Here is a 13,876-nt window from a genome sequence, read left to right on the forward strand (position 1 = left end):
GTTGCCGCAAAAAAAATACAGCCAGTCCGGTATTTCAACATACTTGCAAACTGCAAGTGACAAGTATATAGTTACTTGCATATTGAAAGCAATATCAAATAAAGGAAACCTGACATGAGCAGCAATACCGAAGCGGCAGCGGCCAACCTCCCTCCTCCATCGAGCAAGAAGCGCCGCGTGCTGCTGCCGCTGGCCATCGTTGTCGCCGTCGGCGCCATCTGGTATGGCGCCCATTGGTGGCAAGAAGGGCGTTTCCTGGAAGAAACCGACGATGCCTATGTGGGCGGCGATATCACCGTCATCACGGCCAAGGTGCCTGGCTATATCGAGCAAGTGCTGGTCAGCGATAATCAGGTGGTGCACGCTGGCGATGTGCTGGCCAGGCTGGACGACCGCGATTACCGCGCCGCGCTGGACCATGCCGAAGGCGCGGTGGCGGCGGCGCAAGCGGCGCTGGCCAACCTGGAAGCGACGCGTGCGCTGCAGCAGGCGGTAATTGCCCAGGCACATGCCGGGCTGGCCGCCAGTAGCGCCGAAACCACGCGCGCGCGCGAAGATCAGCTGCGCTATCAAAACCTCGCGGCTAAAGCAGCCGTGTCGCAGCAAAGCGCGCAAAAAGCCAACGCCGAGTATCAGCAAGCCTTGGCGGGCGACAAGAAAAACCAGGCGCAGGTGCTGGCGGCCGAGCGCGAGCTGGACGTAATCGGCACTCGCAAGCAGCAAGCTGAAGCGGCGCTGGCGCAAGCGGCGGCCGTGCGCGAGACGGCCCGCCTCAATCTGGGCTACACGGTGTTGCGCGCACCGATCGATGGCAGCATCGGCAACCGCCGCGCGCGCAATGGCGCTTATGCGGCCGCTGGCAGCCAGTTGCTGTCCCTGGTGCCGGCCCACGGTTTATGGATAGACGCCAACTTCAAGGAAAGCCAGCTGGCCGGCATGCAGGCGGGCCAACGCGTGCGCATCGCCGCCGACGTGCTGCCCGGCCATGTGTTCCACGGCACCCTGGCCAGCCTGGCGCCCGCCACGGGCGCCCAGTTCAGCGTATTGCCTGCTGAAAATGCGACCGGCAATTTCACCAAGATCGTGCAGCGCGTGCCCGTGCGCATCGCGCTCGACGCCAAAGACGCCACCCTGGGCACCTTGCGCCCGGGCTTGTCGGTCAGTGCGGAAGTGGACGTGCGGCCACTCATGGCAGCGGTGACAAAATGAGTGGCGTAAATGCTACCCCGTGGCAACCACGGGAGTTGACGCAAAGCCAGAAAATTCTGGCTTTCGCCACCATGTGCGCCGGCATGTTTATCGCCCTGCTCGATATCCAGATTGTCTCGGCCTCGCTGCGCGATATCGGCGGCGGGCTGTCGGCCGGTGCCGATGAAACCGTGTGGGTGCAAACCAGCTATCTGATCGCTGAAATCATCGTCATCCCGATGTCGGGCTGGCTGTCGCGCGTGATGTCGACGCGCTGGCTGTTTGCCGCCTCGGCCGCCGGCTTTACGGTGGCCAGCATGCTGTGCGGCCTGGCCTGGAATATCCAGAGCATGATCGCCTTCCGCGCGCTGCAGGGTTTCCTGGGCGGCTCGATGATCCCTTTGGTATTCAGCACGGCCTTTTACTTTTTCCAGGGCAAGCAAAGGGTCATTGCCGCCGCCACCGTGGGCGGCATCGCCTCGCTGGCGCCCACCCTGGGGCCGACTGTCGGCGGCTTTATCACCGACCATACGTCCTGGCACTGGCTGTTTTTCGTCAACCTGGTGCCCGGCATTTTTGTTGCCGTGGTCGTGCCCATGCTGGTGCGCATCGACCGTGGCGACCGCTCCCTGCTGCGCAACGCCGATTACCTGGGCATGCTGCTGATGGCGCTATTTCTGGGCTGCCTCGAATACACCTTGGAAGAAGGCCCACGGCTGGGCTGGCTGGGCGATTCGGTGATACTCACCACGGCCTGGATTTCAGGTTTATGCGGCATCGGCTTTATCTGGCGCAGCCTGGTCTACGAACACCCGATCGTCGATTTGCGCGCCTTGAAAGACCGCAACTTCGCGCTCGGCTGTTTCTTTTCCTTTGTGACCGGCGTGGGCATCTTCGCCACCATTTACTTGACGCCATTGTTCCTGGGCAGGGTACGCGGTTTCAGCGCGCTCGATATCGGACTGGCCGTGTTTTCCACCGGCGTGTTCCAGATCATGTCGATTCCCTTTTACACCATACTGGGCAACCGGGTCGACCTGCGCTGGCTGATGATGTTCGGCCTCGGCTGCTTCGCCCTGTCGATGTACAATTTTGCGCCGATTACCCACGACTGGGGCGCAGCCCAGTTGATGCTGCCGCAAGCCTTGCGCGGCATCGGCCAGCAATTTGCCGTGGCGCCTACCGTGACCCTGACTTTGGGCGCCTTGAGTCCGGTGCGGCTGAAACTGGCCTCCGGCCTGTTCAATACCATGCGCAACCTGGGCGGCGCAATCGGCATCGCCCTGTGCGCCACGATTTTGAACGACCGCACCAATCTGCATTTCCTGCGGCTGGCCGAACATTTAAATGGCGGCAATGAAGCGATGAATGGCATGCTGAGCCATACGGCCAGCAGCATGGTGGCCTTGGGCAACGACGACTGGACGGCGCACACGGGCGCCCTGCAGCAGCTAGGGGCGCTGACCTACCGCGAGGCGCAAACCCAGAGTTTTGGCGATATCTACCTGTACATCATGGTGGCCTTCGTCATCGCCATCCTGCTCGGTCCGCTGATGCGCAAGGTGACGCCGCCCAAAGCGCCGTCCGCCGATGGACATTAAACGCCGTGAAAGTGGCGTCTGCACAGGCAAGCCGTTACAATCGGCCGCTTGTGCAGCACCACCCCAACAAGCCAGCAAGCATACGACAAGGAGTCCGTCATGAAACCCACGCAATTTTCCGACATGCCGTGCCCGATAGCGCGCAGCATGGGCCGCGTCGGCGACAGCTGGAGCATGCTGATACTGCGCGATGCCTTCCAGGGCATGACGCGTTTCGATGAGTTTGTCAAAAGCACGGGCATCGCACCGAATATCCTGACACGCCGCTTGAACGACCTGGTCGAGAACGGCATGCTGGAACGCCGCCTGTACAAGGACAAACCGCCGCGCCATGAATACCTGCTGACCGAGATGGGCCGCTCCTTCCGCCCCATCATGTTCGCGCTCATTAGCTGGGGCAATAAACATTTTTCACCGGACGGCGTCCGCATGCAGCTGGTGGACCGTGTCACGGGCGCCCCAGCCGTGCCGGTGCTGTTCGATGCCGAAGCGCGACGGCCCTTGACGGAAGACAACTACATGGTGGCGCCCGGCCCCGCCGCCAGCGACACCATGCGCGAGCGCCTGGCCAACGCCGAACGGCGCCGGCGTGAGCGCCTGGGCCTCACAGAAGCTTAAAAGTTGACCTTCAAACTGAGCAGCGCTTCACGCTCCGCCCCACGGAAGATGCCGCCAAAGTATTTCTTGTCGAACACGTTGCCGATGTTCAAGGCCAGGCGGTAGCGGGCCGTCTCATACGCCACGGCAATATCGGCCAGGGTGTACGGGTCATTCATATAGATCGCGTCGGCCGTACCGTTATACGGCGAGGCGCCACGGTAGCGCAAGCCGCCGGCCAGCATCAGGCCGGGCACGGCCATCGGACGATAGTCTAGCCAGACGCTGGCTGCATGGCGCGCAGTCTGCAAGGTCTGGCGGCCGATCTCGTAAGCACGGTTGCTCTGGGTGGTGCGCGGATCAAGATAGGTATAGCCGGTCAATACGCTCAGCTCGCTGAACGGCTTGAACGTGCCTTCCAGTTCCAGCCCCGTGGAGCGCACTTCGCCCGTCTGGACGGAAGAGCGCGGGTGATCCGGGTCCGGTGTCGTGACATTGCTTTGCCTCAAGTCAAACAAGGACGCCGTCAGCATGGTCGCGCTGCCTGCCGGCTGGTATTTCAAGCCCAGCTCCACTTGCTTGCCCTTGCGCGGCTCGAAAGCCTTGCCGTTGAAGTCGCGGCCCGTGGCCGGATCGAACGCCGTGGCGTAACTGGCATACGGCGCCAGACCATGGGCTAACAGATACAGCAAGCCGGCGCTGCCCGTGGTGGCGCTGTCATCCATGCGCGTGGCCGATGAACCCGTTTGCGTGGTGCGCGCGCGGTCGTGGCGCAGGCTCACGTTGGCCACCCATTGCCGCAATTTGAACTGGTTCAGGGTATACATGCCCGTCTGCTTCAACTGCGTGTCGGTGTAATCCAGTTCCGGCGCGGCGATAGCCAGTCCATACACGGGCGCATAGATGTCGAGATTGGGCACGTCCCAGCCAAAACCGAGGCCGTCATTTTCAGTGTATTTCAGGTAATCTACGCCAACGATGAAACGGTGCTCGACCTCGCCCCAGCGAAAGTCCTGCTGCGCGCGGCTATCGACGGCCAGGGTCTTGCCATCGACTTTTTCCGCCAGGCTGCCGCGCGTGGCCGTGCGGCCATCGGCCAGCAAATCCATGGCATAGATATGCTGGTAGCCCACCTTGATGGTCGAGTAGCGCAAGTTTTGCATCAGCTTCCAGCCACTTTGCGTGGTGTGCTCAAACTGATAGCCGAGGGCGCGCGTGTCGCGGTCGAAATAATCAAAGGAAGGATCGCCCGCCGTGCGGCTGACCGGTAAATTCTTGATTTGCGGATACACGAACAAGCTGGGCCACCATGGTTTCGGCGTGCCCTGCTCTTGCGAATACGTGCCCAGCAAGGTCAAGCTGGTGTGGTCGGAAATGGCCCAGCGCAACGAGGGCGAAATCGAGACGCGGTTGTTCTTTGAATCGAGCGGACGGTCGTCGGCGTCGCGGCCCGTCATGATGACGCGGTACAGCAGATCATCCTTGCCAGCAATGGCACCGCCCAGGTCGGCGTTCAGCTGGTAGCGGTGGTAGCGGCCGACTGAAAAACCCAGGCTATTGACGTGATCCACTTCAGGCAGCCTGGAGGTAACGTTGATCATGCCACCGGGACGGCCCTGGCCATAAAACACCGAGGCCGGTCCCTTGATCACTTCCACGCTGTCGATATCTTCCATATTGCTATTCCAGGAGCCATAGCTGCCGGCCGACAGGAATTTCAAGCCATCCTGGTAATACGAACTGCCATCGCTGAAGCCGCGGATGGTGGCGCCAGACATGCGCACGTCGGCGCCGGTCACATCCGTCAGCACGCCCGCCGTATAGGCCAGCGACTGTTCTATGCTTTTCGGCGCCTGGGTCTTGAGCTGCTCGCGCGTGACGACGGCAATTGCACGCGGCGTCTCGATCAGGGGCGTGCCCATCTTGGTGGCAGCGGCATTGATAGGCACATAGCCGCGCGAGACAGTCGCCGTGCCCGCATCCTGCGCGGCGCTGACGGAAATCAAAGGCATCATCTTCTCGGGGGCCGGGGCGGCAGACTGGGGCGCAGCGCGCAGCACATAACTGCCCGCTTCCAGTTCCACCGCCTGCAAACCCGTGCCTGCCAGCAAGGCGGCCAGGGCCGACTGCGGCGTGTGCTGACCTTGCAAGCCGGCCGTACTCTTGCCGCTGGCTTGCTCGGGCGTGTAGGTCAGCAAGACATTGGCGGCACTGGCCAGGCTGCGCAGCGCGGGCGCCAAGGGGCCGGCGGGGATGTTGTAGAGCAGGCGTGTACCCTGTACTTGTTGGCCAGTAAGCGCCTGAGCCTGCGCCAGGGCGGGCACACTCACAGACAGGGCCAGGCTGCAAACGGCCAGTGATACGGCGCGGGAGACTGGAGATTGCAATGGACGACGGTGTTGCTTGCTGCGAACTGACATGTAGTGCCTCTCAAAGTAGCTGCTGAAATGTTTCCCTACTTAGCAGGTGCCTTGAGAATGCGTATCGGTCAGGATCGGAGCAAAAAAAAATGCCCGCCGGCAGCAAAAGCTGGCAGGCAGGCGTGGCAAGCAGCAACGATCAGTTGACGCGCTTGGCCGGCATGTCCTGCCCTTCCTGGCGCAGCACCAGTTGCTCGATCTTGCCGTCGGCATCCTTGCTGAAACGTACTTCCGCATCGACGTCATTCGAGAAGAAAGCCGTATCACTCATCGGCAGCATCGTCAGTTTGCGGAAACCCGTCACCTGGGCAAAGAACTTGTCGCCTTCACGCGTCACTTCCAGGTAGACCTGGGGCGCCAGCGCATATTTGCCCACATAGGCGTCGAACTGCGCATTCGTCATGGCGACCACAGTGCGGGCCGGCTTGGCAACGCTGGCGCGCTCAAAGACCGACTTCGATTCACCTGCGTCATTGAGTATCAGTTGCGCTTCGCCCTTCGGTCCCCGTTCGAACTCGGCCGTAGTCAGGGTGTTTTCAATCAGGAAGCCATTCGGCGAATAAGCCAGCAGGCGTTGCGCGGGACGGCCCGTGCGTTGCAGCAGCAGATTGCCTTCGAAGTTGCGGATCGTGTAGCCAGCGTTGTCACTGATTTTATACACGCCCGCGTAGGCGTCGAGAATGGCGGGCTTGAGCGTGATGACCTTGATTTCCGGATACGGCCGGCCAACCGCGACAGCGGCTGCCTTGCGCGCCACCACATCGGGGTCGACCAGGCCCGTGTCAGAGTTTTCCAGCACGGCCACATACACTTTTTCCTTCGGCAAGCGCATCGCATAGGTGGCAAAGCCGTTGATGCCGCCGCCATGATGGATCACGGGCGAATTTTGCCAGGTGCCCAGCATCCATCCGTAGCCATAGCGGGTAGCCTTGCCGTCGTTCAATTTAGCGGGCGTAAACGCCTGTTGCCAGGTGGCAGCCTTGAGCAGCTTGCCTTCGGAGATGGCGGCATCCCAGCGGGCCAGGTCATCCACGGTCGACACCAGCGCACCGGCAGAATAAGGCTGGCTCATGCTCAACGGCAAATTCGGCACATAGGCGTCGCCTGAACGGATGTGCCCGGCGGCACGCTTGACGGGCGCGCGTTCATGACCTTCGTAGGCCGTGTCGTTCATGCCCAGCGGCACGAAAATCTGCTGCTCGACAAACTTGGCGTAGGGCTGGCCCGATGCCTTTTCAATAATTGCGCCCAGCAGGAAATAACCGGAACTACTGTAGCGCCACTGCGAACCCGGTTCAAAGTCGAGCGGATCGTTCTTGAAGAAATCGATCATCTGCGCCACGCTCAAATCCTTGCTGCTGTTGGGCACGAATTCAGGCTTGATGGTGTAGTCGTGGATGCCGGAGGTGTGCGTCAGCAACTGCTCTATCGTGATCTTCTTGCCGTGGGTGGGATAGTCGGGCAAGAAGCGGGTGATGTCATCGCTCAGCGCCAGCTTGCCCTGGTCAGCCAGGATCAGGATGGCGACGGCCGTGAATTGCTTGGACACCGACCCCAGGCGCAGCGACATGTCAGGCGTCAACGGCTGCCCCTCCTTGACGCTGGCCAGGCCATACGCCTTGCGCAGCAATGGCTGGCCATCTTTGACGACGATCACCACGGCACCCGGTTCGGTGGACTTGAAGTAGGGGGCGATACTGGCGTCGATCTGGGCGGCCAGCGCTTGCTGGCGCTGACTCAGGGGAGCCGGCTGGTCGGCCCAGGTGGAAGGTGTTTGCAACAGGATCAGGGCGGCGAGACAAATGCTGGAAACTTTACACATGCAAACACTTTCCAAAAGAAGATGAACAAACATGGCCGTGCCCGGACGGCGGCGATCGGTTTGACGTTGCGTCTTAGAAAATATTTCTAAGAAGTAAACTCAGGGTATCAGACGCTCCGCTTGTAATTCTCTCCATTTATCACTTTGGAAATTATTTCCAAGTTAGCATCCGGAAATTTTGGTGACGCATGCCGATGCATTCCATTACACTCGGCCTTACCACAAACAAATAAGGATATTTATTTTTACGCTAGCCGCATACAGCCGGCGCCTGGCCCTGTGGGCAATACGCTCCTACCAGCGCTACCTGTCGCCCTACACATGTTGAGATTCATTCGGAAAATGAATAACACCTATCGCAACTATGAATTTGCCGACTGCAAGACCGCGGCCTATACTGCTGCCGTCTCCCCTACACTGCCTCCCATGCACACCCAGTCCAGCCCGCGCACACAGCGGGTTTTTTGTACCCGGCACTTGCCGCCGTTTCACTTGGAAACCTTTCACTTCACACTATCCGGGGGCGCAGCATGATCGTGCGTGACCGCCCCTCGGCGTTAAAACTGTTCCTGGTCGTGCGCGGTTCCGTCCTGCCCCGCATCCTCAACACCCTGATCGCCAACACGCTGTTCGCCGCCTTCATCACCTGGTGCCACGGCACTTTGTTTGATCACAAGGTGATACTGACCACCATCCCGTTTACCCTGATCGGCTTGCCGCTGGCCATCTTCCTGGGTTTCCGCAACACGGCCGCCTATGACCGTTACTGGGAAGGGCGCAAGCTGTGGGGAGAACTGGTGCTGCGCAGCCGCAACTTTTCGCGTCAATGCCAAAGCATGATACGCAGCGAGGCACCGGCCCACGCCAGGCTGGGCCTGGACGATGTGCGCGTGCGCATGATTTACCGCACCATCGCTTTTTGCCATGCGCTGCGCCACCAGTTGCGCGACACGCGCGGCCAGTCCGACCTGCAGCCGCTGCTGCGCCCGGCCGAATGGGAAGCGGCAGGCAAGGCGTCAAATCCATCCGATTACCTGATGCTGCAGATGGGCCACGACCTGGCCGATTGCGTGCAGCAAGGCCGTATCGACAGCATCCTTGCTGCGCAGATCGATGGCACCATCAGCGCCATGGTCGGGGCCGGCGCTTCCTGCGAGCGCATCCGCAGCACGCCGATTCCGTTTTCGTATTCGCTGCTGCTGCACCGCACGGCCTATCTGTATTGCTTTTTGCTGCCTTTCGGCCTGGTCGATTCGCTCGGTTTCATGACGCCCTTCGTGGTCGCCATCGTCGCCTACACCTTCTTTGGCCTCGATGCGCTGGGTGATGAAATTGAAGAGCCGTTCGGCACCGACGCCAACGACTTGCCCTTGACGGCCATGTGCCGCGCGATTGAAATCAATCTGCGTGAATCCTTGCAGGACGACAATCTGCCACCGCCCATGAAAGCCAATGATTTCACCTTGAATTAAACGATATCAGCGCTTTCGCTTGACCTTGCCACCGGGGGAAGGCTTACAGTGAAGTCACTTAACCATTACAGGAGTGCTTGTCATGTATCAATTGCAAGTGGAAAACATGAGCTGCGGCCATTGCGTCGGTTCCGTCACCAAGGCCGTGCAGGGTATCGACCCGGCCGCCCAGGTGCAGATCGACCTGGCCAGCAAGAGCGTGAAAGTGGAATCGTCCGGTGCGCTCGACAGCATCAAGGCAGCCATCGTGGACGCCGGTTATCCGGTCACCAGCGCACAGTAATCGCAATAGCAGCATCCAGACAGCCGGCCCCACGCCGGCTGTTTTTATTTAGCCGTCCAGTTCAGGATAATGGCGGAAGATACCGTCCTGATTAAAGGCTATCCTGCGCTTCGACTTCAGGTAGCGGGCGATATTCGGCCGTGCCGCCACCGCATCGTGCAAGTCGAACAAGGCGGAATAACGTGGCGCCAGGCGCGCCATGGCTTGCGGAAAAGCATAATGCAGGCCAGCCAGCATCTGGAATAGCGACAGATCGCCATACGTCAGCTTGGCGCCCGCCAGCCAGCCGCCACGGCGCGGATTGTTGGCCTGCACCTGCGTAAAGTAATCGAGGAATTTCGGCAGGCGGGTGTCGCGGAAATCCTGCGCGCGCACGGCGGCGGCCTGTTTCTGCTCTTCGTAATACTGGTTCATCGACAGCGGATGGTGCGTATCGTGCACTTCCGTCAGCCAGTCGGCCATGGTCAGTTGCAGCTGGTTCAGCCACAGCCTGCCCTCTTCCGCGCGCGGCGCCAGGCCCAGGCGCCGCCCAAGATACAGCAGAATATTTGGTGTCTGGGCGATCAGCAGTTCGCCATCGCGCAGCACGGGCGGGGCGTAGGCCGGATGCAGCGTACTGTCGCCATCGAGGCAAGCCAGCACGGCCGGTACGCCCATGCCGCTTTTTTCAGGTTTACGTGCAATATCGACATACCCGGCGCCCGCCTCTTCCAGCGCCAGCCGGATGAATTCACCACGCCCCTGTATCGTGGGCCAGTAATACAGTTGATACGGAGCGCGCATGATCCATCCTTTCGGTCAAGACATTAAAAGTCCATCCTGGCGCCGATCTCCACCGTCCGCAGCGGCGCCAGCAACACCTGGCTGCTTGCGCGCCCGCCATAATCGGCATACAGCTTGTTGCTCAGATTGCGCACGCGCACGGTGATCGTAGCATTATTTATCCGATACGCAGCGCCTGCATCGGCCGTCGTGTGCCCGTTGATGCGGATCTGGTTGGCCGTGTCCGTGAAACTGGCGCCCGTGTGATTTACCCCAAGAAAGAGTTCCGTCGGCAACGCTTCAGGCTTCCACGTCGAGAACAGGTTATACACGCGCTCAGGCACATTGGTCGGCACATTACCGATGCGCGAAACGCCCCCCGCTTCGATCAGGTTGTCGAAGCGGGCGCGCAGGATGGCGGCGTTGCCGGACAAGCTCCATTGCCGGGTCGCCCGCCATGCCGCCGTAAGTTCCAGCCCCTGCGACGATTGCTTGCCATTATTGACGGTCAGATTGGCATTGTTCGCATCGCGCGACAGCACATTATCGAGTTCGATGCGGTACACGGCCGCCGTCCAGCTCAGGCGTGCATCCTGCGTACTTTGCTTGAAGCCGAGCTCGGCCTGCTTGCCACGCGATGGTGCGAATGCCGTATTGGCTGCCGAGTACAGGAACAGCGTGCTGACCGGCAAGGTGGCCGTGGTGTACTGGGCGTAGGCGCTGCTGGTCGCATCAAAGTCATACACGCCGCCCAGGCGTGCCGAGGTGGCGTTCAGATTGGTGCTGAAGGCGCTAAAGCTGCCCGTATTCAAATCGCGCACCGAGCGATCCAGGCCGGTATGGTCATAACGCAAGCCGCTGACCAGGGTAAAGCGGCTGCCCAGTTTCAGCGCGTCTTCCATGAACAGCGCCGCGCTGTTGATATCGGTGGTGGTATTGGTCCGGTTGCCGGCGCCGGTAGACAGCGTAGGCGATGGCTTGAATAATCCAGGCTGGGGCGCGAGCGCGGAGGTGGTCAGCAGCGCGCGGGTGGCGCTGCTGCCATCCGAGAAACGGCGTTCGCTGTCAAAGCCGGTCTTGCCCAGCTCCGTGCCGATCACAAAGCGGTTGGCAAGACCGGCCAGGCTGCCTTGATGACTGAGATCAAAACGGTCGGCCACATAATGCTGCTCGTGCGTAATCAGGGTCTGGTCACGCACGATGCTCTCCGGACTGACAAAAACAGCGCTTTCCGCATTCTTGAACAAGCGATGCGCCTGGTTGATGGCCAACTCGTTTTGCCAGCGCCATCCGGGTGCAAGATTGCCGCTCAGCTTGACTCTGCCCCAGTAGGTTTCCGAACTGTTTTCATTGTCCAGAACGTTGTAGTTATTGCCGGCAATGCGGCGATCGATGACCCTGCCGTCCGGCGTACTCACCACACTGCTCGGCTCCGTTGCAAACGCGCGTGGCACCAATGGCGTGCCGAAATAGCCCTGGTTATTGTCCTTCAAATAATCCAGGCTGACTTCAAGCTTGACGTCTTGCGGCAGATTAAAGCTGACGGCGCCCGTCAGGTGGTCGATTTTCTCGCCGGCATTCGGCACCGTACCCAGCTTGCTTTCATTGTGGCTATAGTCGAGTCGATAAGCGCCATTCGCACCGATGGCCCCGCCCAGGTCCACGGCGGCGCGGTAAGCGCCATGGCTGCCGTAGGACAACATCAGCTCGCGGCTGGTGTTGCGTTCAGGCTTGCGCGTCACGACATTGACGATACCGCCGATGGCCGTGTCGCCATTGAGCACCGATGCCGGCCCCTTGAGTATCTCGATGCGCTCATAATTCCAGGTGTCTTCCACCCGGTTCGTGATGCCGGCGGCGGAACTGCGCATGCCGTCATACAGGAACAGCACGTTATTGAAGCCGCGCATCGACAGGCTGGCCGGCGCCGACGGCGGATTGCCGCCGCTCACGCCCGCCGCGCCGCGCAAGGCGTCCAGCACGGTGCGGTCGCCCCGCTCTTGCATGGTGTCCTGGGTGATCACTTCCACCGAGGCCGGTGTTTCGCGCAAGGTCAGGCCCAGCCGGCTGGCAGCGCCTGCACTGGTATCCAATGTACTTACGCTGCTGTCACGGGTGCCGGGCACTTCGACCACCGTCAGCGGCTGCGGCGCGGACTCCTGGGCCCATACCGTCCCTGCGCTCATCATCGCCAGGGCGGCGGCCTTGTAGATCTGTCTGTTCATTTTTTGCATGCTCTCTTTTGTGGTGTAATGGTTTTTTTAGATGACTTGATAGCGCCGCAAACGCCAGCCGGCAAAGGCCAGCAGCAGCAAACACGGTGCGAGCAATTGGACCAGGGCGATAAACGCCCCCTGCCTGACGACGGTGCTGTTTTCTTCGCGCCAGGTGAAGCGGGGGATGGCGGCGAAATCGGCCACAGCCAGGGCTTTGCCGGCGTCGATGCGGCGAAAGAAGAATTGTTTCCACGCGGCGTGATAGTCCGAGGTTTGCTGCATGAACCAGGCGTGCCGGCGCTGGCCGGTGCCGGCCAGGGCGCTCATCGCTTCCGCAGCGACTGCGGCCGGCGACAAAAAGCTGTAGCGCACTACCAGCGCCTGCCGCAGCGCTTGCTGGCGATCAAAACGGGCCAGTTCGGGGGCGATCTTTTGATCGACTTCGCGCTCGATAAAAAACATGCCGCGCAAGCGCCCTGCCATCTGGATGCTGCCGTCTTTCGGCACCAGCACGCCGGGTTTGCCGACATGGGCATAATCGGTGCTGAGCAGCTTGTTATTGCGCGCCATGGCCTCGGCAGTCAGCACCCGGGTGCGTGTCGCCAGTTCGGCTCGCGAGGGCGACGGCACGGCCCGGTTCACGGCCAGGTTCAGCAACGCGGGCAATACCAGCACCAGCATGACCCAGGCGATGATCAGCACCATCGCATTGGTCGCCGACGATTTACCGCACGCATTGACAGCGAGCACCAGCGCAAACCAGAACAAGGCATATACGCCCACGGTGGCCAGCCAGGCCAACGGGGCAAACATGCCGCTGCTGAGCGCAGCCGGCTGCGCCAGCAACAGGATGAGGGCCGGCTCCACGACCGCCAGCGCTAGCAAGATCCCTGCCCGGCTGACCACTTTGCCAATCAGCAATGTCCACAGCGCCAGCGGCTGCGACATCAGCAGGCGCAAGGTGCCGCTTTCGCGCTCGCCCGACAACAGGTTGTAGCCCAGCGCAAAGATCAGGAAAGGCAACAGGTAGACCACCACGAAGGACAGGTCGAAATGGCCGCTGAGCAAGTTCCACGGATTTTCGCTATCGTTGTTGCCGATAAAACTGATCTTGCTTTCGTAGGTGACCTTGTATTGACTGGGAAACAGATCGTCTTGTCCCAACGCAATGGCCGCCAGCGGCGCAGGCGGCAGGATGGCGTGGTGCGCGCCATAGCCGCCGCCCATATGGGTAGGATCGGCCGGGTTGTCGAAGGGGCCAGGAATCACGTCGCCGGCCATGATGTGTTCAAGTTTGAGCAGTTGCTGGGTGCGCCGCTGTGTGTCGTCATGCACGATGGCCGCCTGGGCATCCTTGTGCAGGGTTGCCTGATGGATGCCGTTCGACAAGCCATAGGCTATCAATAGCAGGAACACGATACTGACAATCCAGAAACTGCGGTCGGCCGCGAGCAGGCGCAGCTCTTCCGCCATCACCATGCGCAGACGGCGCCCTTGGAATATTTTTTTCATGAT

The 13,876-nt window shown here is 60.7% G+C and carries 10 protein-coding genes; 5 read left to right on the top strand and 5 right to left on the bottom strand.

From position 1 onward, the window contains the following. The first annotated feature begins 114 nt into the window (after positions 1-114). From HDE72_RS11320 to HDE72_RS11330, 3 genes are all read left to right on the top strand, one after another. Positions 115-1,209 (top strand): HlyD family secretion protein, encoded by a 1,095-nt coding sequence (locus tag HDE72_RS11320; protein ID WP_183740649.1) that lies wholly within the window; start codon positions 115-117, stop codon positions 1,207-1,209. Continuing rightward, positions 1,206-2,789, top strand: a complete 1,584-nt coding sequence (locus HDE72_RS11325; protein WP_183740651.1) for a DHA2 family efflux MFS transporter permease subunit — start codon at positions 1,206-1,208, stop codon at positions 2,787-2,789. The genes HDE72_RS11320 and HDE72_RS11325 overlap by 4 nt, the downstream gene beginning before the upstream one ends. Positions 2,790-2,888: 99 nt before the next feature. Further along, positions 2,889-3,407, top strand: a complete 519-nt coding sequence (locus tag HDE72_RS11330) for a winged helix-turn-helix transcriptional regulator (RefSeq protein WP_183740654.1) — start codon at positions 2,889-2,891, stop codon at positions 3,405-3,407. Here the strand turns inward: HDE72_RS11330 and HDE72_RS11335 are convergent. Both HDE72_RS11335 and HDE72_RS11340 read right to left on the bottom strand, forming a co-directional pair. Beyond that, a complete protein-coding gene (locus tag HDE72_RS11335) occupies positions 3,404-5,716 on the bottom strand; it encodes a TonB-dependent siderophore receptor (RefSeq protein ID WP_311735227.1) in 2,313 nt (770 codons plus the stop codon). The genes HDE72_RS11330 and HDE72_RS11335 overlap by 4 nt on opposite strands. A gap of 229 nt (positions 5,717-5,945) precedes the next feature. Beyond that, positions 5,946-7,628 carry a serine hydrolase gene (locus HDE72_RS11340; RefSeq protein WP_183740661.1) on the bottom strand — a complete coding sequence of 561 codons (1,683 nt, stop codon included), beginning with the start codon at positions 7,626-7,628 and terminating at the stop codon, positions 5,946-5,948. A 530-nt stretch (positions 7,629-8,158) separates the two neighbouring features. On the opposite strand from HDE72_RS11340, the gene HDE72_RS11345 reads away from it, so the two are divergent. Continuing rightward, a complete protein-coding gene (locus HDE72_RS11345) occupies positions 8,159-9,100 on the top strand; it encodes a bestrophin family protein (RefSeq protein WP_183740666.1) in 942 nt (313 codons plus the stop codon). Positions 9,101-9,182: 82 nt separating this feature from the next. Next, the gene (locus HDE72_RS11350; RefSeq protein WP_183675884.1) at positions 9,183-9,383 is read left to right on the top strand and encodes a heavy-metal-associated domain-containing protein; all 201 of its coding nucleotides are present in this window, start codon (positions 9,183-9,185) and stop codon (positions 9,381-9,383) included. Positions 9,384-9,431: 48 nt separating this feature from the next. Here the strand turns inward: HDE72_RS11350 and HDE72_RS11355 are convergent, their stop codons facing one another. The 3 genes from HDE72_RS11355 to HDE72_RS11365 are packed head-to-tail and all read right to left on the bottom strand — an operon-like array spanning position 9,432 to position 13,873. Next, positions 9,432-10,166 (bottom strand): glutathione S-transferase, encoded by a 735-nt coding sequence (locus tag HDE72_RS11355; protein ID WP_183740669.1) that lies wholly within the window; start codon positions 10,164-10,166, stop codon positions 9,432-9,434. A gap of 23 nt (positions 10,167-10,189) precedes the next feature. After that, positions 10,190-12,370 carry a TonB-dependent receptor gene (locus HDE72_RS11360; protein WP_183740672.1) on the bottom strand — a complete coding sequence of 727 codons (2,181 nt, stop codon included), beginning with the start codon at positions 12,368-12,370 and terminating at the stop codon, positions 10,190-10,192. A 36-nt stretch (positions 12,371-12,406) separates the two neighbouring features. Continuing rightward, the gene (locus HDE72_RS11365) at positions 12,407-13,873 is read right to left on the bottom strand and encodes an ABC transporter permease subunit (protein ID WP_183740675.1); all 1,467 of its coding nucleotides are present in this window, start codon (positions 13,871-13,873) and stop codon (positions 12,407-12,409) included. Positions 13,874-13,876: the final 3 nt, after the last annotated feature.

The organism is Janthinobacterium saanense, assembly GCF_014200675.1.
GTDB lineage: Bacteria > Pseudomonadota > Gammaproteobacteria > Burkholderiales > Burkholderiaceae_D > Janthinobacterium.

Bases quoted from the DNA above. Each gene is read 5' to 3' on its own strand.
- HDE72_RS11330 (WP_183740654.1), top strand. From the start codon at position 2,889: ATGAAACCCACGCAATTTTCCGACATGCCGTGCCCGATAGCGCGCAGC.
- HDE72_RS11350 (WP_183675884.1), top strand. From the start codon at position 9,183: ATGTATCAATTGCAAGTGGAAAACATGAGCTGCGGCCATTGCGTCGGT.
- HDE72_RS11325 (WP_183740651.1), top strand. From the start codon at position 1,206: ATGAGTGGCGTAAATGCTACCCCGTGGCAACCACGGGAGTTGACGCAA.
- HDE72_RS11365 (WP_183740675.1), bottom strand. From the start codon at position 13,873: ATGAAAAAAATATTCCAAGGGCGCCGTCTGCGCATGGTGATGGCGGAA.
- HDE72_RS11340 (WP_183740661.1), bottom strand. From the start codon at position 7,628: ATGTGTAAAGTTTCCAGCATTTGTCTCGCCGCCCTGATCCTGTTGCAA.
- HDE72_RS11360 (WP_183740672.1), bottom strand. From the start codon at position 12,370: ATGAACAGACAGATCTACAAGGCCGCCGCCCTGGCGATGATGAGCGCA.
- HDE72_RS11320 (WP_183740649.1), top strand. From the start codon at position 115: ATGAGCAGCAATACCGAAGCGGCAGCGGCCAACCTCCCTCCTCCATCG.
- HDE72_RS11355 (WP_183740669.1), bottom strand. From the start codon at position 10,166: ATGCGCGCTCCGTATCAACTGTATTACTGGCCCACGATACAGGGGCGT.
- HDE72_RS11345 (WP_183740666.1), top strand. From the start codon at position 8,159: ATGATCGTGCGTGACCGCCCCTCGGCGTTAAAACTGTTCCTGGTCGTG.